The sequence below is a fragment of the Mycobacterium sp. NGS62 genome (genome assembly GCF_059812285.1).
This window is the reverse complement of the sequence record NZ_JCALCK010000003.1, coordinates 414,964-436,600: the sequence shown is the minus strand read 5'-3', so window position 1 is coordinate 436,600 and position 21,637 is coordinate 414,964. Positions and strand designations below refer to the sequence as shown.

Below are 21,637 nucleotides of genomic sequence, written 5' to 3'. Positions count from 1 at the left end.
TTTCGGCGCCAGCGGTAGTCGGTACTGGTGAACCCCGTACGGGGCTAGACCGCACCGAAGGAGACCATCGTGCCCATTCGTCACGGCGCGCCGCTGGGCGCGCCCACCTGGATCGACCTGATGTCGTCAGACCTGGATCGCGCCCAAGACTTCTATGGCGCGGTGTTCGGCTGGTCCTTCGAATCGGCGGGCCCCGAATACGGCGGTTACATCAACGTCACCACCGCCGGGCGGCCGGTTGCCGGGCTGATGGCCAACAATCCGGAATCGCAGGGCCCTGACGCCTGGACCACTTACTTTCACACGGCTGACGTCAACGCCACCGTGGCCGCGTTGACTGCAGCCGGCGGCTCGTCGTGCCTTGGGCCGATGGAGATACCGGCCAAGGGAACGATGAGCATGGCCATCGACCCGTCCGGTGCAGCGTTTGGCTTGTGGCAGCCGGCGGAGCACGTCGGTTTCGAGGTGGTCGGTGAAGCCGGCGCACCGGTCTGGCACCAGCTGACGACACGTGACTACGGCGCCGCAGTCGACTTCTACCGCGAGATACTCTGTTGGCGGACCGAGCAGATCTCCGACACCGATGAATTCCGTTACACCACGGCATGGTTCGGCGATCAGCAGTTGCTCGGGCTGATGGACGGCAGCAGCTGTCTGCCCGACGGCGTCCCGTCCCACTGGACGACGTTCTTCGGCGCCGAGGATGTCGACAAGACGCTGCAGGTGATCGCCGACAACGGCGGCACGGTCCTGCAGGCCGCCGAGGACACCCCCTATGGGCGGCTGGCTGCGGCGACCGACCCCACGGGTGCGGTGTTCAACCTGTCCTCGCTGCAGGATTAATCTGCGCCGAGACCAAAATCGGCGTAGTCGAAACCGGGCACAACGACGCAGCTGACCAGGCTGGGCTCGTCGTCGCGCGGTCGAGCCCGCTGCCAGTACCGCGGCGGCACCAGCAGCTGGGGTTGCTCACCGGCCAGGATGTCGCTACCGAGCACATGTGTTGTGCTGCTGTGTCGTTCGACTCCGATGTCGAGCAGCAGCGGACTGCCGCGATGATGCAGCCACAATTCGGCGCTGCGCACCGTGTGCCATGCGGACTGCTGGCCCGGCATCAGCAGCAGCAAGATCGCTGTTCCGGCGCTGCGGGGCCCGGTGTAGTCCGGTGGTAGTGCAGATTGTCCGACCGTGACGTCGCTGCGCCAGGTCTGCCGGAACCAGCCGCCCTCGGGGTTGGGCGTCAGGTCCAGCTGGCGTGCCCAATCGGGCAACTCGGTCATGCATCTAGCCTAAAGTGCGCGCTACTGTCGCAGTATGTCCCGCCGCCTGCATCCCGGTTGGCTGGTTGCGCTGTTCGCGGCGGTGGTATCGATCAGCACATGGCTGCCGTGGTTGGCGACGGGTGTCAACGGCGGCGGCCGGGCGAACGCCATCGGTGGCAGCATGGGAAGCCTGGACCTGCCGCGCGGGTTCGGGACGGGACAGCTGATCGTCTTGCTCTCGTCGACGCTGCTGGTGGCCGGCGCGATGGTCGGCCGCGGCCTGTCGGTCAAGTTGGCATCGGTTGCCGCGCTGATCCTTTCGCTGTTGATTGTGGCGTTGACGATGTGGTACTACGACGTGAATGTCAGTCCGCCGGTATCGGCGGCCTACGGCTTGTATGTCGGTTTCGTCGGCGCTGCGGGCGCGGTCATGTGTTCAGTGTGGGCATTGGCGTCGTCGTTCTACCGCGCCCGGAGGCTTCGACCGCGCTGATCTGTGCACCTGCCAGCCGCTGGGCACACTGGTCGCAGTTCAACTCGCCGGTGAACGCCGCGCCGCAAGCGCGGTGGGTCAGCAGCACCGCCGGACCCTCGGGTGCGTGAAACCACTGCTGCCCGTATTGCAGTGCGGTGATCAGCACCGGGAAGAAGGCTCGTCCCTTTTCGGTGAGTTGGTAGCGAGCGTTGTGCGGGCCGTCCTGCCGCGACGTCGTCAGCACACCGGTTGCGCAGAATGTCTGGAGTCGGCCGGCCAGCAGGGTGGGCGGCGCCCCGAGCTGGCACTGAAAGTCGGTGTAGCGGGTGGCTCCCAAGAATGTGCACACCAATAATGCTGCCGACCAACGGTTTCCGAATACGCTCATGGTCTCGGGAAACAGTCCCGCCTGAGCCTGTCCGCTGCCGGCAGCCGTTCGGCGACGGGTCACCGCCTCGGGCACCGACCGCGGCCACGAGCCGCTGGGCCCCCAGCGGACCGCCAGCTGCTTCTCAGTCACTACCTCGGCGCATGACCGGCACATCAACAACGGCGCGAAATCAGCGCCGCAGACGTGGTGGCGCATGTCGGGAAGCCGAGGGGTGTGCTCGGGAGCCCAGCGTCGCTCCCACTCCCAAATCGACAGCAGCACCGGCCACAACGACCGGCCGCGTTCGGTGAGCCGATATTCGGCGCGGACCGGACGCGTCTGGTAGTCCATCCGGTTCAACAGCCCGCTCTGCGTCAGCGTCCGCAGCCGGTTGGTGAGAACCGAATTGGAGATTGGCAATCGCGCCATGAACTCGCCGTAGCGGGTCGCTCCCAATAGCGCCTGCTGGATGATCAGCAGCGTCCATTCGTCGCCGAGCAACCCCAGGATCCGGCCCACCGCGTTGGTGCCTCCGGGAGTTAGTGCGGTCGGCACCTACAGTCCGATCGCTTCGGCTGCCGAGTCGACGGAATCCCAGCGCCGCAGCTGCGGCCCGGGCGCCCACGTGGAATGGGTACCACTGGAAATGCGCTCCGGCAGCAGGAGTTTGCATACCGGCCCATCGCTGAGCTGTGCGGCATCGAACACCAAACAGTAGGAGGCATTGGCGGTCATATCGGTGATCAGCGTGACCAAATAGCCGTCGTCTTCACTGCCACCACCTGGGCGCGGCGCCATCGCGGTTTCGCTTCCGAAGATGCCGTCACCAAACGCATAGCGCTGCTCGCGGCCGGTGAGCACGTCGTGTTTGACCAGCCCGTCGAACAGGAACCAGCCGGGCTTACCGGTGGCGGCGTAGACATGGCGGTAGTCGCGGGCGGCGTAGTCGGCATTGATCATGCCGAATTCGGTGATGGTCTCCGACAGCTGTTCTTCTCGCACTGAGCCGGTCACCAGGTTGAGCCGCCACCGGTGCAGCCGTGCCTGCATGCGATCGAGGGCCAGGAAGCGGAAGGCCCGTTGCCATTTGGTGCCGGTGCCGGTGTCGGCCGGCTCGGGGTCGGCCTGGAAGAAGCCGTCCAGCACAATGTCGTCGCCGTCTTCGTAGGCGTTGACGAAATGCAGCACGAACGTGGGCTCGGCTTCGAACCATCGAATGTCAGCAGTCTGTCCACGGCGCGGCAGCACCCCGAACCGCGACGGCATCTCGCGATGGAACCGCGCCACGTGGAGGTCGCGGGCCAGCAGCTCGGGCTCCCAGAACAGCGGAAAATCGTTGAGGATGAGATAGTTTTCGGTGAATGCCATGTCGTGGGGCAGCCGCGGGCCCGGTAACGGAACATCGACATAGTGCACCAGGTTGTTGTCCGCGTCGACGACCCCGTAGTGCATGTACGGTGCGCGCTTGCCGTAGTTGAAGAACAGAAGTTCGCCGGTCTTGGCGTCGACCTTGGGATGTGCCGACACTCCCCAGTCGAACGGAAAATGGCCGTTCCACTGTGCTTTACCCAGGGTTTCGGCGGAGTATGGGTCGGCCCGATACAGATCACCACACTGGTAAAAGCTGGTCAGCGCAGTTCCCCGGTGCACGATGACGTCGGTGCTCGACGCGTCCTTCATTCTGCCCCGGGCGCCCCACCCGTCGTCGCGTCGGGCCAGCGTCGGCGGCTCGGCCAGGCCTGGCCACAACGGTCCGCCGGCGTCGTTTTCGGCTAGGAAGCCATCGGTGCGGATGAAGCGGTTGCGGTAGAAGGCCTTTCCGTCGCGGAAGCCGACGACGTGCAGCATCCCGTCGCCGTCGAACGGGTGATATGTCTTCAGCGCCGGATGCAACGGATTTTCGGTGTTGCGCAGATAAACACCGTCGAGATCGGCGGGGATTTCACCCTCGACAGCGGTGAGGTCGTCGGCATCCCATTCGGTGCTCTGGGGCCGCCACGGGCCCGTCCGGTACGGGTGGTCGTCGTCCTCGGGCAGCGTGGAAAGGAATTTGCCGACGATCTCGACGTCCACGTGATCAGCCTGCTGCCGCACTGACGACGAAGCTGACCGTGGTCGCGGTGCTACCGCCAAAGTTCAAGGTGGCGAAGGTTTTCGCGTTCTCGACCTGATAATCGCCGGCTGTCCCGCTGACCTGCTTGGCCGCGTCGACGAGCATCCGTATCCCGGATGCGCCGACGGGATGTCCGCCGCCGATCAGCCCGCCGCTGGGATTGACCGGCAGTCGGCCGCCGATTTCGAGTTCGCCGTTTTCGATGGCCTTCCACGACTCGCCGGGTCCGGCCAGGCCGATGTGGTCGATGGCCAGGTATTCGCTCGGTGTGAAGCAGTCGTGCACCTCGATGCCATCGAGGTCCTCGAGCGATACCGCAGCGCGGCCGAACGCATCCAGTGCGGCCGCCCGTACATGCGGTAGCACGTAGGGGTTTTCGGCTGCATGGACCAGCTTTTGCCGCAGGCCCAGCCCAACGGTGCGATGCCCCCATCCGACGATGCGGCCGAGGGGACGCGCGTTGGGATGCGCACGCAGGTAGCGATCGGTGACCAGAACCAGTCCTGCTCCGCCGTCGGTCATCTGGCTGCAGTCGAACCGTCGCAGCCGGCCCTCGATGACGGGATTGCTGGCGTCGTCGTCGCTGATCGGGTCGGGGACCGTCCAATCGCGGGTTTGCGCATTGGGGTTTCGGCGCGCGTTGGCGAAGTTGAGTTCTGCGATCGCGCGCAGATGGGTGTCGTCCAAGCCGTAGCGGCGGTCATACTCGTCGGCGACCTGAGCGAACATCGACGGCCACAGAAACTTCGCCCCGGCCCCTTCGTGTCCGGTCCAGGCGGCGGCGCCCAGGTGCTGGGCGGCGACGTCGCCGGGGACGGTCTTCTCCAACTCGACGCCGATGACCAGCGCCGTGTCGTAATTTCCCGCGCGCAGATCGGCGATCGCCGTCAGCGTCGCCACGCTGCCCGATGCGCAGGCGGCTTCGTGCCGGGAGGCCGGCACGTCCCACAGCGACTCGCACACGCTGGCCGGCATCGCGCCGAGGTGAGCCTGTGCGGCAAACATCTCCCCGAATGCGTTGCCGACGTGGACCACGCCGATTTCGGACCCATCCACCCTGGCCGCAGCGAGCGTGGCGTCGACAACTTCGCTGGTCAGGTCAGCAAAGTCGCGACCTTCCTTGGTGAGGTTGCGTGCGAAGTCGCTTTGGTAGCCACCGAGAATCCACAGGCCCGGGTCCATGCCCGCACGTTACTACAACTAAGAGAGTGACGTAAGCCCGTTGACGGACACCGGGCGCGCTGGGGTGGCGGAGGAGACGGTCTCGTCGGCTCTCGGCTGAACCGACGAGACCTGAGCGGATGCGCCGGTCGACCGACATACCCGCCTGTTGCAAGAACATTGCCGCTGGCGGCGATTGACAAACATGGCCGCCGGTGGCTGGCCGGGACCACGCTGCAGGTCATCGACCCTCGTGATGACCCCCGCTGGCCGCCTTCAGGCCCGATAGTGCTGTGGCAGAAAGCTTTTGGGTTCCGGCCGGGTGCGCACCCGTTGCGGCCACCAAAACCAGCGGCCCAGCAGTGCGGCGATCGACGGCGTCATAAACGAGCGCACCACCAACGTGTCGAACAACAGGCCCAGGCCGATCGTGGTGCCGACCTGGCCGAGGCCGCGCAACTCGCTGACCACCATCGAGGACATCGTGAACGCGAACACCAGGCCGGCCGAGGTGACCACGGAGCCGCTGCCGCCCATCGCCCGGATGATGCCGGTGTTCAGTCCGGCGTGAATCTCCTCTTTGAACCGCGCCACCAGCAGCAGGTTGTAGTCCGACCCCACCGCCAACAGGATGATGAGCGCCATCGGCAGCACCCACCAATCCAGTTCGAGTCCGATGAGGTGCTGCCAGATCAGCACCGACAGGCCGAAGGCACTGCCCAGCGACAGTGTCACGGTGCCCACGATGACCGCGGCGGCGATGACGCTTCGGGTGATGATCAACATGATGATGAAAATCAGGCACAGCGACGCGATCCCGACGATGAGCAGGTCATAGCTGGTGCCCGTGGCGAGGTCCTTGTACATGGCCGCTGCACCACCGAGGTAAATTTTGGAGCCTTCTAACGGGGTGCCTTTGATGGCCTCGTGCACGGCATGTTTGACCGGCTCGACGCGCGAGATGCCCTCCGTTGACATCGGTTCGCCTTCGTGGGAGATGATCATCCGCACCGCATGGCCATCGGGGGACAGGAACATCTTGAGGCCGCGTTTGAAATCGGGGTTGTCGAACGCTTCGGGGGGCAAATAGAAAGAGTCGTCGTTTTTGGCCTCGTCGAAGGCGTGGCCCATCGCCGACTGGTTCTTCATCATTTCTGCCATCTGATCCTGCAGCCCACCCATGGTCTGCTGCATGGTCAGCTGCATGACCCGCATGCTTTTCATGGTTTCGATCATCGGCGGCATCACCGTGAGCATCTGCGGGATCAGCGTGTCGAGGCGGTCCATGTCGGGCATCAGATTCTGAATGTCATCGGTCATGATGTCGACGCTGTCGAAGGCTTCCAACACCGAGCGCAGCGACCAGCAGATCGGAATGTCGAAACAGTGCTTTTCCCAATAGAAGTAACTGCGGAACGGGCGCCACATGTCTTCGAAATCGGCCATGTGCACCCGCAAGTCCTGGATATGGGCTTCCATGTCATGCATCTTGGTGACCATGCTGTGAGTGGTCTCGGCCATGCCCCGGGTGATCTCGAGCATCTGTTCCATGCTGGTGATGGTGCGCGCCATGTCCTCACCCATCACCAACATGTCTTTCATGCGATCTTGCATGTACTGCATGTTCAGTTGCTGAGTGGTGCCCTGCATGCTGATCGCAAACGGGATCGACGCGTGATTGATCGGGGTCCCCAGGGGCCGGGTGATGGCCTGCACCCGCCCGATGCCTGAAGTGCGAAAGACGGCCTTGGCCACCTTGTCGATCACCAAAAAGTCGGCCGGGTTGCGCATGTCGTGGTCGGTTTCGACCAGCAACAGATCCGGGTTCATCCGGGCCTGGGAGAAATGCCGGTCCGCGGCCGCATACCCCTCATTGGCCGGGATATCGGCCGGCAGGTATTTGCGATCGTTATAGCCGGCTTTGTAGCCGGGCAACGTGATCAGCCCGACCAGTGCGACGGCTATCGTCGCGACCAACACCGGCCCCGGCCAGCGCACGACGGCCGCGCCGATTTTGCGCCAACCCCGAATCCGCATGGCCCGCTTGGGTTCCAGCAGACCGAACCGACTGCCGATCACCACGACAGCGGCACCCAGGGTCATCGCGGCGGCGACAGTCACGAGCATCCCGATGGCCAACGGGACGCCGAGGGTTTGGAAGTAGGGCATCCGGGTGAAGCGCAGGCAGAACGTTGCGCCGGCGATCGTCAGCCCCGAGCCCAAGATCACATGGCTGGTTCCGCGATACATCGTGTAGAACGCGTTCTCCCGATCCTCGCCGGCGCTCCGCGCTTCTTGATATCGGCCGATCAGGAAGATCGCGTAGTCGGTCGACGCGGCGATCGCCAACATCACCAGCAGATTGGTCGCGAAGGTCGAAAGCCCAATGAGATTGTGGTAGGCCAGGAATGCCACGAAGCCGCGGGTGGCCGCGAGGTTCAAGAAGACCGTCGCCAGCATTAACAGCACCGTGATGACCGACCGGTAGAAGTACAGCAGCATGCTGGTGATCACCAGGAAGGTGAGCCCGGTGATCAACTGGAGGCTGCGGTCCCCGGCAATGTTCTGGTCAGCCTGCAGTGGGGCATCGCCGGTCACGTAGGCGTCGACGCCGGGCGGCGCGGGCGTCTTCTTGATGATGTCCTGGACGGCCTTGACCGATTCGTTGGCCAGGCTCTCACCTTGGTTGCCGGCGAGATAGACCTGGACGTAGGCAGCCAGACCGTCGGGGCTTTGCGAACCCGCCGCGGTCAGCGGATCGCTCCAGAAGTCCTGGACGTTCTGGACGTGTTTGGTGTCTGCCCGCAGTTGGGCGACCAATTGGTTGTAGTACTCATGGGCCGCGTCGCCCAGTGGCTGCTGACCCTCCAGCACGATCATCGCCGAACTGTCGGAATCGAACTCTTTGAAGACCTTGCCGACGCGCTTGATCGCGATCATCGACGGCGCGTCCTGGGGATTCATCGACACCGTGCGCATCTGTCCCACGACTTCTAACTGGGGGACGACGACATTGAGCAGCACCGTGACCGCCACCCACGCCAGGATCACCGGCACCGCCAGCCGGTGGATCCACAGCGGCAACCGCTCCCGCACCGCCTGGACCGGGGCAGGCAGGGCGTCAGTCGGCGCCTCGGTCACGTCGGCGCTCATGCGGGCTTCACCAAGCAGAAAGTCTGGGCGTTCACGCCGCTCGAGATCCTCTCTTCGTTGAACATCACCCGAGGTAGTACACGGCGATTAGTGCCCCAGGCAGGATTCGAACCTGCGACCTACCGCTTAGGAGGCGGTTGCTCTATCCCCTGAGCTACTGGGGCGGATCGGCTGGCAGCTTACCGCCAGTGCTCAGCGCAGCTCTGCAATCACCTTGGCGAAGCCGTCGGCGTGGTTCTCCTGCACGGTGAACGACGTCAGCCCGTAGGTGTCGCGGAATCCGCGCAACTTGTCGGCCATGTCGCGCGGGGATCCGCTCAACACGGCGGGCAGCGCCAATATCTCCTCGTCCGACAGCGTCGGCGCATACCTACGGGTCAAGGACAGATCGGGCATCCCCGAGTTATCAGTCGGCACTGCGGTGATCGCCAGGTTCAACTCGAGCTGCTCGAATCGGTCACCGGCAGCGGCGCGAACGAAATCGATGCGCTCGGCCAGCGGATCGTCGACCGCACCCGGGTTCGCCCCGGTCAGCCCGATGATGTCGGCGTGCCGGGCCGCCACTGTCAGCAATCGATCACCGTTGCCGGCGATCAGGATCGGCACGCTCGACAGGTGCTTCTTGAGGTACGCGGTGACGTGCTCGAGGTAGTCGACACGACGTCCGGCGCTGGGGTAGGGCAGCTCGGCGGCTTCGAATTCCTCACGCGCATAACCGGCGCCGAGCCCGGCCTCGAACCGTCCGTCGCTGAGCAGATCGACTGCGCCGACGTCGCGGGCCAGCAGGGCCGGCTTGTAAAAGCACGCATTGAGCACATAGGTGCCCAGCCGGACCGTCGTGGTGGCCGCAGCGATCGCGGTCAGCGCGGGAAACGGCGCCGGCGCACCGAGGTGATCGGGCAGATGCAGCACATCAAACCCGTAACCCTCCAACCGTCGCGCCTTATCGATCAGTGCGGCGCGGGACTTGACCGCATGGATACCGATCGAAAAACGAAAGTCGTTGCCCACCAAAAATCTCCGTTCTATTTCCAGGAGCGAGCCGCCGCCACCAGCCCCTGCACCAGAGCCGAGGTTACCGGTGACAACCCGTCCTCAGCCGGCAGCGGGCTGCGCGGGCTGAGGCCCCTGACCCGCGGAGGCAATTCCAGCTGCGTCCCGCTGCGACGTGTGCGGTTGACCGGGTTGTCTGGATGCAGGCCACGCAACTCCAGGGGAATCTTGTCGAGGTCGGTGATTACCTGATAGCCGGGCAGATCGATGTGCCCGGCCACGTGGGTGGCCAGTGCGCGGTTGCGGCCACCGGCCAGTAGCTGGGTGCTGCGCCCGATTCGCCCATAGCCATGCAGCGACACCGTGACGTCGACGTGATCGAGGAACTTCGCGAGACGAGCCGACTCGCCGGTGCAGAAGCGTGCCGATGACAGGTGGTGGGGGTAATGGTCGGGATGACGCACCAGATATACCGATGCGTCGGCCGCCTCGGCAGCACGTTCGGCGATCACATCGGTCATCTGTTCCAGCCCGCCGCCATGAATGGCGAGAAAGCCGAAACGTGACCGCAGCCGACTGTCCTCGATCACCCCGCTATCCGAGAGCAGTTCTGAAAATGTTTGCGGTGCAGGTGAATTCGGGGCAGTTAGCGGTCGGTGCCAGTGGGCGGGATCCCACCGGCGCAGGAAGTCGATCCAACGCTGCGGGAGCTGGTGGTGGAGCGCACCGTCGATGATGCGCTCGAGGTAACCAGGCCGCGGCGCACCCGGATTGACGCGATGGTCGATGTAGACCCAGGCGGGTGACGGCCCGTTGTCGGTGTGAACGGCCAGCCGGTCGCGCCGATAGCGGACTGGCACACCTTCGGCACTGTCCAGGGTGGCCAGGTCATGATCGGAGATCTGCCAGATGACGCCGTGCACCGCAGTGTCGGCAAACGGTTCGACGGTGGCCACGCCGCGTTGATTGATCAGCCAGTCGTGATTGCGCAACACCGCTGGGCGTGGGTCTGCGGCCTCGGGACACCGCCGCGCCATCTGCTCAACGCACAGGTTCGACCCGTACGCGAAGTAGGCATGACGCCGGTCGGGCATCAGCCCTTCACGGTCAGATAGATAAGGACCACATTAAGCACACTAATCAGCACGCCGACCGCCCAGCCAACAGCGGTGGTGAGGCGGTGGTTGACGTCGACACCCATCATGGTGCGGTTGCTGGTCAGGCGAACCAGGGGAAGCAGCGCAAAGGGGATGCCGAACGACAGCACGACCTGTGACAACACCAGCGTGCGGGTGGGATCCAAACCGCACGCCAAGATCACCAACGCGGGCGTCAGCGTGACCAGCCGGCGGGCCAGCATCGGCACCGAGCGGTGCAGCAAACCCTGCATGATCATCGCGCCGGCATAGGCGCCCACCGATGACGAGGCCAACCCAGAGGCCAGCAGCCCGATCGCGAAGAACACTGCGATCGTCGGGTTGACGGTGTCGCGGACGGCAGCGTAGGCGTCCTCGATGGAACCGGTATGGCGGCCCTGCATGTTGAGCGCAGCCACGAGCAGCATCGCCCCGTTCACGCCGCCGGCGACAACCATCGCCAGCCCGACGTCCCACCGGGTGACTCGCAACAGTCGGCGTCGGCGAGGTCCGGGATCGGGATGCCCGTGGCGGTCGCGGGCCAGCCCGGAATGCAGATAGACAGCGTGCGGCATGACCGTGGCACCGAGCATGGCGGCGGCCAGCAGCACGCTTTCGGTGCCGCGGAACTGTGGCAGCAGGCCGCCGACCACCTCGTCGGGCGGCGGTGTGGCGACGAAGAAGCTGGCCGTGAAGCCGATCGCGATGACCACCAGCATCCCGGTGATGACATGCTCGAAGAGCCGTTGACCGCGGCGATCTTGTATCCCCAGCAGCAGCAACGACACCACGCCGGTGATCAGCCCGCCGAGCAGCATCGGTAGGCGGAACAGGATGTGCAGCGCGACGGCTCCGCCGATCACTTCGGCGACGTCGGTGGCCATCGCCACGACTTCGGCTTGCACCCAGTAGGTCAGCCGGGCCGGGCGGTTCAGCTGCCCCCCGACTGCCTCCGGCAGCGTGCACCCGGTGACTAGGCCGAGCTTGGCGGACAGATACTGCACCAGCCCCGCCATGACGTTCGCAGCGACGATGACCCACAGCAACAGGAAGCCGAACTGCGCTCCGGCGCTGACGTTGGCCGCCACGTTGCCCGGATCGACATAGGCGATGGCGGCGACGAACGCCGGCCCGAGCAGATACCAACCCGTTGTGCGCTGGGTCTGGGTGTCGTGCGCCACCTAACTCACTTTCGGCATGCGAATAAGAAAGTTAGGGTAGCCGAAACATTCAGCCTGCCGTGTAGAGGCCCCGTCCCGTGACCAGCGGCAGATCCAGGGTGGTCCGGATGCCGGGCGGTGCGGCCACCACCGCGGGGATTGCATTGACGACTCGCATCGCGGTGGCGACCAGGCCGGCATGGTTGTGGTCGCCGTTGCGGCTGCTCAAGCAGACATCCACGGCGTATGACGGCTCGCCGGTGATCTCGATGCGGTAGCAGCCGCCCGGCTGGGCGGGCTGCGGCCAATCGGGGCACAGATCGTCGCGGAGCCGGGTGACGTGTTCGAGGACGACCGCGGGCGATCCGTCGACCATCCCGAGCACCTCGAACCGCAGCGCCGCCGCGCTGCCCTTGGCGATGTGCCCCGCGGCGATCTCGAAGTCCTCCGGCGCGGGTTGGCGCTCGTATCGCTCGGTGACCTCGTCGAGTTCGACGCCCAGCCCCGCGGCAAGCTGACGCACCACCGATCCCCAGGCGAGGCTGAGCACACCGGGCTGCAGGAGCATCGGGGTCTCGTCGATCGGCTTGCCAAACCCCATAACGTCGACCATCACGGTCGCACTGTCATAGGTGGCGTAGTCGACGATCTCCATGCACCGCACCTGTTGAATGTTCTGGCAGGTGCCGGCCAGCGCCAGCGGCAGCAGGTCATTGGCGAAGCCTGGGTCGATGCCGTTGACGTACAGACTCGAATTACCTTCCCGAGCAGCATCTTCCAACGGCGTGAGCATCTCTTGGGGAAGAACCTGCCATGGATACTGCAGGAACACTGCGCTGCTGCCGACGACGTTGATGCCGGCGGCCAGGATTCGTCGGTAGTCCTCGAGCGCTTCGGCGATTCGGTTGTCGGCCATAGCGGTGTAAACCGCGCACTCCGGCCCGGTGGCCAGCACCTCGTCCAAGTCGGTGGTGGCGGTGACACCGGTCGAGACATCAAGGCCGGCAAGCTCGCCGGCGTCCTTACCGGCTTTTGCCTCCGACGACACCCACACGCCGGTGAGGTCGAACTGTGGATTGGTGATTAATGCCCTCAAGGCGTGGATCCCGACATTGCCGGTGCCGATTTGAGCGACGCGAATCGTCATGTCACAGGTCCGGGATAGGTAGGTCGAGGTTGGGGAAGGTGATTCCGCCGTCGACTTCGAGTACCTTGCCGGTCAGATAGGCGCCGGCGGGAGAGGCCAAATATACTGCTGCGGCCGCGATCTCGTCCGGCTCACCGAGGCGGCGTAGCGGCGTCGCCTTTTCCATCGGTGCGCGCAGTTCGTCGTTGGAGGCGACGATGTCTAGCGCCGAGGTGGCGATCGAGCCGGGGGCGATGGCGTTGACCCGGATCCGCGGGCACAAATCCAGCGCAGCCAGCCGTGTGTAGTGGGCGAGGGCGGCTTTAGCGGTGCCGTAGGCGGCGAAGCCGCGTCCGGCCACCCGCCCCATCGTCGAGGTGATGTTGATGATGCTGCCGCCGTCGGCGTGCTCAAGCATCAAGGGCACCGCTGCAGCAGTCAATGCATGAGCGGTGCCGACGTTGAACGTGAATGCGTCTTTGAGGTCTTTGGTCGAGGTGCTCAACAGCGCGTTGGGCATCGTGCCGCCGACATTGTTGACGACGACATCCAACCGACCGAAGGCCTCGACGGCCTTGTTGGCCAGTTCCGCGGTCACCTCCGGATGGGCCAGATCCCCGGTGACGACGTGGGCGCGTCGGCCGGCGGCGCGGACCTTTTCTGCGACGGCCTCTAGTTCAGCTGGAGTCCGCGAGGCGATGACGACGTCGGCGCCGACGTCGGCGAAAGCGAGGGCGATGGCTGCGCCAAGGCCGCGGCCGGCGCCGGTCACCACGGCGACTTTGTCGTCAAGCCGGAAATTGTCGAGTATCACGGCCGTCACCGTAACAGGCGCCGGTCGTCGCGGAACCGCATTTTTGAAACACGTTCTAGTGGCCGTGCACCGCGTTCAATGGCTGTAGCGCCACGCGTGTCAATTCACCGGCGTTCTATCGTCGACGTCCGTTGACGCGCGTATCCTTACGTCTGGTAAATGGTAAGGAGTTGTCATGGACGTTGCCGCCAAACTGACGTCGAAGGGTCAGATGACGGTCCCCAAGGCAGTGCGGGATGCGCTGGGCTTGAAGGAAGGCGACCAGGTGATCTTCCGGGTGGAAGGCAGTCGAGCGGTGCTGGCCCGTACGCCGCACTTTCTCACGCTTGCCGAAACGTTCCGCGTACCGGCGGCGAACCGCAATGTCGCCTGGGACGAGGTGATCCGCCGTACCAGAGCCGCTCGAACTGCCGACCGCCGTTGACCGCGATCATTGATACCAACGTCCTTATCCGCCACCTCACCGGCGATCCGCCTGAGATGGCGGCGCGGGCGACTGCTTACCTCGGGACCGAGCGCGAGTTACTGCTGACCGACCTCATCATCGCCGAGACGGTGTACGTGTTGGAGTCCTTCTACCAAGCGCCACGCGAACAAGTCGCTGAAGCGATGAGGTCGCTCATCGCATTCGATTCCATTGTTTGCGTGGACCCGGCGCTTCTTTTGCGGTCAATCGAGGTCTACGAGACTGACCGGATTGATTTCGCGGAGGCATACCTCGTCGCGTGTGCGGAAAGTACCGGGGTCATCAAGATCGCCTCTTTCGACCGGGCGATTGACCGCAGCAAGACGATCGAACGGGTTGAACCACCGCCAATCTGACCCGAGAAGTGCCGACGCCGCGATCATGACCCGAACGCGCTGCGGGAAGGGGGTAGGTGACCGACTTGTCGCTCTCCCGTTAGGACTTGGACCCTGACTTAGCCGGAGTCTTCTTGGCCGACGACTTCTTAGCCGCAGTCCTTTTGGCGGGCGTCTTCTTAGCCGGCGCCTTTTTGGCTGCACTTTTCTTCGCCGGCGCCTTCTTGGCCGGAGCCTTTCCGTCACCGGACCGCGCCTTCACACTGGCCTCCAGCTTGGCCAGCAGATCGGAGACGTCCTCGGTCTCGTCCAGCTCCTTGGGTTGCTCCTCGGTGGTAAACGCCTCGCCGCCTTCGAGTTTGGCTTGGACCAGCTCGTGCAGCTGCTCCTGGTAGTCGTCGTGGTAGCGGTCCGGATTGAATTCATCGGCCATCGACTCCACTACCTGCCCGGCCATCTTCAGTTCGGCAGGCTTGATGTCGACCTTCTTGTCCAGCACTGGGAAATCGGGGTCGCGAATCTCGTCGGGCCACAGCAAGGTGTGGATCACCATCACGTCGCGCTTGCTGAAATCCTTGACCCGCAACGCCGCAAGCCGGGTCTTGTTGCGCAGCGCGAAATGCACGATCGCGACCCGATCAGTCTCGGCCAGCGTCTTGGCCAGCAGCACATAGGACTTCGCCGACTTTGAATCCGGCTCCAAAAAGTAGCTACGGTCATACATCATCGGATCCAGGTCGCTGGCCGGAACGAACTCCAGCACCTCGATCTCGCGGCTGCGCTCCTCGGGCAGCGTCGCGATGTCGTCGTCGGTGATCACCACCATCTGGCCATCGTCGGATTGATATGCCCGCGCGATATCGCGGTACTCGACGACCTCGCCGCACACCTCGCACACCCGCTTGTAGCGGATGCGGCCGTTATCTTTGGCATGCACCTGATGGAACTTGATGTCGTGGTCTTCGGTGGCGCTGTACACCTTGACCGGAACGTTCACCAGGCCGAAGGCGATGGAACCCTTCCAGATGGAACGCATACCCGACAGTATGCCCACCCCAGCAACCGGGTAAGCGCGTAACACGGGCGTTAGCATCCGGTTGGCTCGCCCGGCGGCCTGCGTCCGGTCACTTGCCAGGCTTCGACGTGCCCGGCTCCTTTGACCTCGATGATCCCCAGGGCCTTGCAATCGAATTCGTCGCAGACGAGTTCGAAGGTGTTGCGAGTGATCTGGATGATGCCGCTTTGGCCGTGCGATTCCATCCGGCTTGCCATGTTGACGGTCTCGCCCCAGAGGTCGTAGCTGAACTTCTTGCGGCCGATAACACCGGCGACGATCGGTCCGGAGTTGACGCCGATGCGGAACGCGAGTTTTCGCCCGCCAAACGTGCGCCGGCCGATCTCGGCCTGCATGTCGAGTGCGAAGTCGACGAGGGCCTGCGCGTGATCGGCGCGCGGGCGCGGCACACCGGCGGCGACCATGTAGCAGTCGCCGATCGTCTTGATCTTCTCTAGGCCGTATTTGTCGACGAGGGCGTCGAAGCACTGGAACACCTCGTTGAGCAGGTCGACCAAGTGCAGCGGCGCCATGGTCGCTGCCATCGGGGTGAACTCGACGATGTCGGCGAACAAGATGCTGGCGCTGTCGTAGTCGGCGGCGACCGCGCGCGGTTCGGTCTTCAGCGCCTCGGAGATCTCCTTCGGCAGGATGTTGAGCAGCAGCATTTCCGATGTTTCCTGGAAGAAGTTGCGGCGGCCGACGAAGTAGTACAGCAGGCCGAACACGACCGTGATCACGGTTCCGACGTTGAGCACGAAGAACCAGGTGACGAAGGCCTCGGGCAAGGCCGCGGGCGTCAGACGCGGCTGCAGCAGTGCGGTTATGACCAGCAGCGCGACGAAGCCCACGATCCAGCGCAGCGTGCGCCGGAGTTCTTCCAGCAGAAGCGATCCCACCGGACAAAGTGCGGCCCAGACGATCACGACGCTGGATTGACGGAAGCCGCCCAGCGCGAGCGTCACCAGCCACGGCAGGATCAACACCAGCAGCAGCTGGGTGAAGCGGTAGAACGCCAGATTGCGCGTCCAGGCAAAAAAGCCGGTGTTCACCACCGTGACGACCGAATAGAACGCCGGAATCGCCGCAGCGAGTGGGGCGTGCACCAGCAGGTAGATTGCGCTCCACGACACTGTGAACGGCAACGTTCCCGCGAACAGTATGACCGCGAGACGCTTTTGCAACGCTGTTTCATTGGTGTCGGTCGGCATAGCGCCGATGCGTGACAGCAGACCAACGCGCATCGGCATACCCTCGCCTTCTCGGGTAACCGATACGGTAACCGGCAGCGGCGCTCGCTAGCGCAATTCAGTCGCGTTGGGTTGCCGCGCCATCTCTGGCGGCTCGATCGGGCAGGTCAGCGCCGGCCCGGGCGATTGTCAACGCCGACAACAATGCGCCTGCCTGCAGTATGGCGGTCAGCGCATCAGGCCCGATTCGGCGCAATTCGTCGCGGCGATCAGCGCCGAGCAGACCCATCGTCCAGAGCGCATCAATGAGGCCGACCATGAACGCGTCACCGGCGCCGACGGTGTCGACCACCTGCACGGCCTTGGCCGGGACCCGCACCTCGCCACCGGCGCAGAACCCCGCAGCGCCTCGCTCAGCCATGGTCATCGCGACGATCGAAGGCCCCGACGCCAGCCAGCTCCGGGCAACCACGTCGGGCGGGCGGTCGGGATCGATCCAACGCAGATCCTCCTCGCTGACCTTGACGACATCACTGCGCTCGACGAGACGCTCGATCCGTTCACGGGCCAGGTCGCGGTCGACAATCAACGCCGGCCGCACGTTGGGATCGAAGGTCACCGTGGCCGACACGCGATACGTGTCGACGAGCGCCGCGACCGCCAGGCAACCCGGCTCGTGTACCGCGGCGATCGATCCGGTGTGGACGACGAGTGGGGGAGTCACTTCCGGTGTGCCCGACAGCTCCCACGCTAGATCGAATACGTAGTCGGCCGACCCCTTCTCGTCCACCGTGACCCGTGCGGTCGGTGTTCGCGCGGCCGTGGCGCTTCCTGGGACCAGTTGCGTCCCAGCCATCTTCAGGTGCTCCGCGATGCGCTGGCCGTATACGTCGTCACCGATATGAGTCAGCAGATCGACGCCACGATCCAGCCGGCCTAGTCCGACGGCGACATTGAGCGGGCTGCCGCCGACGTGCTCACCGGGCCCGACGATATCGATCAAGGACTCGCCGATCACCAGCGCGCGGCTCACTGCAGCAGCTCCTCCAGCGTCGCCCGAGCTCCCTTGCGATGCAACGAATCCAGCGCCCAGCGGTATGCCGCGACGAAGCGGGGCTGGCAGACCAGATCCCCGAACAAGACGGTGTCGATGAACGCGGTGGGATTCTCGTGTTGTGACTGGGCAATCGGCACCAGCGAGTCGGCCAGCTGGTCCACCACGTCGATCGGCGCACCACGCTCGTCGACGCCCTCCGCATAGCGGGCCCAGCTGGCCACCGTTGCCGCCGCCAGCCGCACCGGCCCCTCGTTGGCCAAATTGTCACAGATGACGGGAAACAGCCATTTCGGAATGCGATCCGACGAGTAGGCGCACAGCCGGGCAACAGTGTCGCTCACGCCTGAGTTGGCGAACCGCTCGATCAGTGTGCGGCTGTAGTCGTGCAGATCGATGCCGGGTACCGGCGCCAATGTCGGGATGGCCTCGGAATCAAAGTAGCGGCGCAGAAATTCGCTGAACAACGGATCACGTGCTGCGTCGTGAACGAACTCGAAGCCGCACAGGTGCGCGAAGTAGCACAGGCTTTGATGACCCGCGTTGAGCAGTCGCAGTTTCATCATTTCGTAGGGGACGACATCGTCGACCATCAGCACGCCCGCCTCTTCCAACGGCGGCCTGCCGTCACCGAAGCAATCTTCGATGACCCACGCGGCGAACTCCTCGGTCAGCACCGGCCACCGGTCGGCGACACCGAGGTCACGCTGGATCGCCGCGGTCATCTCCGGCGTGGTGTAGGGGGTGATCCGGTCCACCATCGAACTCGGGAACCGGGCATGTTCCGCCACCCACTCGGCCAGCTCCGGATCCCGCCGCTCGGCATTCGCGAGCACGACCCGCCGCGCGACCAAACCATTGCTCTCGATGTTGTCGCAGGACAGAATTGTCGGTGCGGCGATCCCGCGGTCACGGCGCTTGGCCAGAGCCTCGGTGATCAAGGCGAACGCGGGTCCTTCGGGATCGCGGTAACCACCCTCGGTGATGGTCAGCGAAATGATCCGGGTCGATGCTGCGGCCAGCACCTCGAGCGCTGCCTCCGGATCGTCCGGAGCGTAGCGATAGTCGATGATCGAGCCGATTACCTGTGCGTCCCTACGTCCGTCGGGGCTTTCTTGAACCAGCGTGTAGAGCCCGTCCTGGTCACGCAGGACGTCGCGCATTGGCCAGTCGGAGGGCAGTACGCCCACTCCGCAGATGCCCCACTCCTGCGCCAGGCCTTGCTGCAGCAACCGGTCGATGTAGAAGGCCTGGTGCGCGCGGTGAAAGTGACCGGCCCCGATGTGCGCGATACCGACGCTGATGCTGCTGCGGTCATAGTTCGGCGTCGCGATCGGCAGCTTTGTCAGCGCTGCATTGTTGAGGTTCGTCACGTTAGGCATGGTTGCCCAACTCCTAAGCGGTGAAACTTCCACCTGTCACGGGCGACAACATGAGGACATCAGCGAGAGCCTGCCACGAGTCGGTAATCGCGACCGCGCCAGCTTCAATCAATTCCTCACTGCGGCAAGGGCGTTCGTCATCTGATACGAACATCAGGTTACCGACGGTGAGGTAGCCGGCTGCAACCGCGGAGGTGACACCGGCCACGGAATCTTCGATGGCCAGACCCTCGTGCGCCTCGACGTCCATCACCTGGCCGGCATGCAGATACACCGCGGGGTCGGGCTTGCTGGTCGGCACCGGAAGGGAGTCTTCTGCACTGAAGCGCAGTGCCGCCGGCATGAGCGGATCGAGGTCGGTGGCGGCGAAGCAGGCATCCAGCCGCTTGGTCGCACTGGAACTGACCGCTGCCAGCGCATACCGCGACGCCAGCGCCTGCAAGGGAACCAGCACTTGCGGATCTGGCGTGAGGGTGGCAGCCAAGTGTGCGGTGACCTGTTCGCGTTCTTGACGCACCCATTGCTCGAGTTCGTCAGGATCGACGGACACTCCGGACTGCACGGCCAGGTCGAGCGCGGTGCTGCGGAAGTTCTTTCCGACAGCCTGCTTGCGCAGTTGCTCTGCGGTGAAGGGAGCCGGTACGTCGAATCTGGCCAGGAACCGATTGATCACCTCAACCGAGGCCGCGAATGCCGGTTTCTCCGAAGGGAAAAGGTTGTCGTCGGCGTCGCAGAGCAAGGTGGTGATTGGTGTCGGGTCGAATTGGCGGACGAACGTCAGCGGCAGGTTCATTGCAACACCAACTCCCGCGTATTATCCCGTAACGCTCGGCGCAGTGTGGGGATCACACCATGCTCGTCGATGTCGGTAATCATCTCGCCCAGCCGCTCCGTAAAACCAGGAATCACCCGTAATTCGGCGAAGATCTCGTGCCCCAGCAGCGGATCAGGGTTGTTCCCGCCGCAAGTCGCCAAGTTGGTCAGCAGTTCAGCCTGCGGATCTTCGATGCGAATTGTGCGACCCGTGAGGTCGTAGCCGCGCACATACCGGGCCCACCCGGCCACCGCCAACAGCAGCAGAGTGTGCGGTCTGCCCTGCTCCATCGCCTCCTGCAGAGACGGCAGCAGGAACGACGCGATCTTCTCTGATCCCCGACGCGCGAGTCGCGACAACTGGTCGCTCATCCGGGGATTGCTAAGCCGAGTGAGCAACGTGGCCCGATAGCCGGGGGTGTTCATCCCGGGCACCGCCGGTAGCAGTGGCTGAATTTCGTTGCGCAAGAGCTGCTCGACGTAATCGACGATGACGGGGTTACGCATCGCCGCGTCGGTGCGTTGGTAGCCGGCCAGTGTGGCCAAACACCCGATCGCGATATGAGTTCCGTTGAGCAGACGGGTCTTGACCAGCTTGTGGTCGCTGACATCCGTCACGAACTGGGCGCCGACCGCATCGAGCGGCGGGCGGCCGTAGCTGAAGGTGTCCTCGATGACCCATTGGCTATGCGGTTCGGTCAGCACCGGCCACTTGTCGGCGATGCCGAATGTCTGCTCAACGAATTGGCGCTCCGAGTTTGACGTCGCAGGGGTGATGCGGTCGACCATGGTCGACGGGAATGCGACATTTCTGTCAATCCAGCGGGCGAGCTCGGCGTCTTTCAATGCGGCGAATGAGACCAGTGCAGTCCGCGCCGCTTGGGTGTTGTCGGGAATGTTGTCACAGCAGAGCACCGTGAACGGGGCGATGCCGGCGCGGCGGCGCCGGTCAAGCGCCTCGGCCAGGTAGCCCCACGCGGTGACATAGCAATCCGAGCCGGCGACAAGGTCGGCGCGCACGTCGGGGCTGGCAGCGTCGAATTCGCCGGTCACCGGATCCAGGAAGTACCCGTTGCCGGTAATTGTCAGGCTGACGATGCGGGTTTGAGGATCAGTTAGCGCGGCACGGACCGCATCGCCGTCGTTCGGTGCGTAGTGGTAGGCGGCGATTGAGCCGACCACGCGGGCCGTTTGGTGGTCATGGCCGCGCTGCACGACGGTATAGAGGCCGTCCTGGGCGGACAGCAAGTCCTTGACGTCGCGCGAGCGAAGACTGACGCCGGTGACGCCCCATTCATCGGAAATACCCGAGCGTGCAAGGTCGTCGAAGTAGACGGCCTGGTGCGCACGGTGAAAGTTGCCTGCTCCGATATGAACGACGCCTGGCTGAAGGGCCGACCTGTCGTAGGTCGGCACGTCGATCCGTGACGAATGCAGTGGCAATGTGGCGTCACTCAGCGGAACCCCAGTGGTGTGGCCCTGGGTGACGACTTCTGTAAGAGAGTTTGCGTAACCCATAGGTCGCCGAACGTACCCGTCGTGGCGGAAATCGTTAAGCGAGCAAGGCATCGTCGCACCCG

Annotated in this window: 20 protein-coding genes and 1 tRNA gene; 4 read left to right on the top strand and 17 right to left on the bottom strand. The window is 64.3% G+C overall.

All coding sequences use genetic code 11. The features are described 5' to 3' along the window. Positions 1–69 precede the first annotated feature (69 nt). Positions 70–843 carry a VOC family protein gene (locus AC5Y49_RS11675; RefSeq protein ID WP_499887091.1) on the top strand — a complete coding sequence of 258 codons (774 nt, stop codon included), beginning with the start codon at positions 70–72 and terminating at the stop codon, positions 841–843. On the opposite strand, the gene AC5Y49_RS11670 is transcribed toward AC5Y49_RS11675, so the two are convergent. Further along, complete coding sequence (locus AC5Y49_RS11670) at positions 840–1,280, bottom strand: cupin domain-containing protein (RefSeq protein ID WP_499887089.1); 441 nt, start codon at positions 1,278–1,280, stop codon at positions 840–842. The genes AC5Y49_RS11675 and AC5Y49_RS11670 overlap by 4 nt on opposite strands. A 34-nt stretch (positions 1,281–1,314) precedes the next feature. Here AC5Y49_RS11670 and AC5Y49_RS11665 point away from each other — a divergent pair, with 34 nt between their 5' ends. After that, entirely contained in the window at positions 1,315–1,755 is a 441-nt protein-coding gene (locus tag AC5Y49_RS11665) for a hypothetical protein (protein ID WP_499887087.1), read from the top strand. Here the strand turns inward: AC5Y49_RS11665 and AC5Y49_RS11660 are convergent. The 10 genes from AC5Y49_RS11660 to AC5Y49_RS11615 all read right to left on the bottom strand — a co-directional run bounded on the left by AC5Y49_RS11660 (position 1,691) and on the right by AC5Y49_RS11615 (position 13,763). Continuing rightward, the gene (locus AC5Y49_RS11660) at positions 1,691–2,662 is read right to left on the bottom strand and encodes a winged helix-turn-helix transcriptional regulator (RefSeq protein WP_499887085.1); all 972 of its coding nucleotides are present in this window, start codon (positions 2,660–2,662) and stop codon (positions 1,691–1,693) included. The two genes, AC5Y49_RS11665 and AC5Y49_RS11660, sit on opposite strands and share 65 nt — an antisense overlap. Further along, positions 2,663–4,180, bottom strand: coding sequence for a carotenoid oxygenase family protein (locus AC5Y49_RS11655; protein WP_499887083.1), 1,518 nt, complete (start codon positions 4,178–4,180; stop codon positions 2,663–2,665). A gap of 4 nt (positions 4,181–4,184) precedes the next feature. Beyond that, a complete protein-coding gene (locus tag AC5Y49_RS11650) occupies positions 4,185–5,402 on the bottom strand; it encodes an acetyl-CoA acetyltransferase (RefSeq protein ID WP_499887081.1) in 1,218 nt (405 codons plus the stop codon). 255 nt (positions 5,403–5,657) lie between these two features. Further along, positions 5,658–8,534: an MMPL/RND family transporter gene (locus tag AC5Y49_RS11645; protein ID WP_499887079.1), complete on the bottom strand. Its 2,877-nt coding sequence runs from the start codon at positions 8,532–8,534 to the stop codon at positions 5,658–5,660. A gap of 91 nt (positions 8,535–8,625) precedes the next feature. Further along, positions 8,626–8,698 (bottom strand) — tRNA-Arg (locus AC5Y49_RS11640). A 28-nt stretch (positions 8,699–8,726) separates the two neighbouring features. Beyond that, positions 8,727–9,545, bottom strand: a complete 819-nt coding sequence (locus AC5Y49_RS11635; protein ID WP_499887077.1) for an LLM class F420-dependent oxidoreductase — start codon at positions 9,543–9,545, stop codon at positions 8,727–8,729. A gap of 14 nt (positions 9,546–9,559) precedes the next feature. After that, complete coding sequence (locus tag AC5Y49_RS11630; protein WP_499887075.1) at positions 9,560–10,621, bottom strand: poly-gamma-glutamate hydrolase family protein; 1,062 nt, start codon at positions 10,619–10,621, stop codon at positions 9,560–9,562. Then, complete coding sequence (locus AC5Y49_RS11625; protein WP_499887073.1) at positions 10,621–11,844, bottom strand: Nramp family divalent metal transporter; 1,224 nt, start codon at positions 11,842–11,844, stop codon at positions 10,621–10,623. The genes AC5Y49_RS11630 and AC5Y49_RS11625 overlap by 1 nt, the downstream gene beginning before the upstream one ends. Before the next feature lie 49 nt (positions 11,845–11,893). After that, positions 11,894–12,970, bottom strand: a complete 1,077-nt coding sequence (locus tag AC5Y49_RS11620) for an NAD(P)H-dependent amine dehydrogenase family protein (protein WP_499887072.1) — start codon at positions 12,968–12,970, stop codon at positions 11,894–11,896. 1 nt (position 12,971) lies between these two features. After that, positions 12,972–13,763: an SDR family oxidoreductase gene (locus tag AC5Y49_RS11615; protein WP_499887071.1), complete on the bottom strand. Its 792-nt coding sequence runs from the start codon at positions 13,761–13,763 to the stop codon at positions 12,972–12,974. Between the two features lie 175 nt (positions 13,764–13,938). Between AC5Y49_RS11615 and AC5Y49_RS11610 the strand changes: the two genes are divergently transcribed. Both AC5Y49_RS11610 and AC5Y49_RS11605 read left to right on the top strand, forming a co-directional pair. Continuing rightward, positions 13,939–14,187: an AbrB/MazE/SpoVT family DNA-binding domain-containing protein gene (locus AC5Y49_RS11610; protein WP_499887070.1), complete on the top strand. Its 249-nt coding sequence runs from the start codon at positions 13,939–13,941 to the stop codon at positions 14,185–14,187. After that, positions 14,184–14,585, top strand: a complete 402-nt coding sequence (locus tag AC5Y49_RS11605; RefSeq protein ID WP_499887068.1) for a type II toxin-antitoxin system VapC family toxin — start codon at positions 14,184–14,186, stop codon at positions 14,583–14,585. Before AC5Y49_RS11610 ends, AC5Y49_RS11605 begins: the two co-directional genes overlap by 4 nt. A gap of 79 nt (positions 14,586–14,664) precedes the next feature. Here AC5Y49_RS11605 and ku read toward each other — a convergent pair whose 3' ends face one another. The 6 genes from ku to AC5Y49_RS11575 form a co-directional block, all read right to left on the bottom strand. Then, a complete protein-coding gene (ku, locus tag AC5Y49_RS11600; protein WP_499887066.1) occupies positions 14,665–15,600 on the bottom strand; it encodes a non-homologous end joining protein Ku in 936 nt (311 codons plus the stop codon). A 50-nt stretch (positions 15,601–15,650) separates the two neighbouring features. After that, the gene (locus tag AC5Y49_RS11595; protein WP_499887064.1) at positions 15,651–16,829 is read right to left on the bottom strand and encodes an adenylate/guanylate cyclase domain-containing protein; all 1,179 of its coding nucleotides are present in this window, start codon (positions 16,827–16,829) and stop codon (positions 15,651–15,653) included. A 97-nt stretch (positions 16,830–16,926) separates the two neighbouring features. Next, positions 16,927–17,841 carry a carbohydrate kinase family protein gene (locus AC5Y49_RS11590; protein ID WP_499887062.1) on the bottom strand — a complete coding sequence of 305 codons (915 nt, stop codon included), beginning with the start codon at positions 17,839–17,841 and terminating at the stop codon, positions 16,927–16,929. Then, on the bottom strand, positions 17,838–19,244 hold the full coding sequence (locus AC5Y49_RS11585) for a mannitol dehydrogenase family protein (protein WP_499887060.1): 1,407 nt from the start codon (positions 19,242–19,244) through the stop codon (positions 17,838–17,840). The genes AC5Y49_RS11590 and AC5Y49_RS11585 overlap by 4 nt, the downstream gene beginning before the upstream one ends. Before the next feature lie 13 nt (positions 19,245–19,257). Continuing rightward, on the bottom strand, positions 19,258–20,037 hold the full coding sequence (locus AC5Y49_RS11580) for an HAD family hydrolase (RefSeq protein WP_499887058.1): 780 nt from the start codon (positions 20,035–20,037) through the stop codon (positions 19,258–19,260). Then, entirely contained in the window at positions 20,034–21,575 is a 1,542-nt protein-coding gene (locus AC5Y49_RS11575; protein WP_499887056.1) for a mannitol dehydrogenase family protein, read from the bottom strand. Before AC5Y49_RS11575 ends, AC5Y49_RS11580 begins: the two co-directional genes overlap by 4 nt. Positions 21,576–21,637 lie beyond the last annotated feature (62 nt).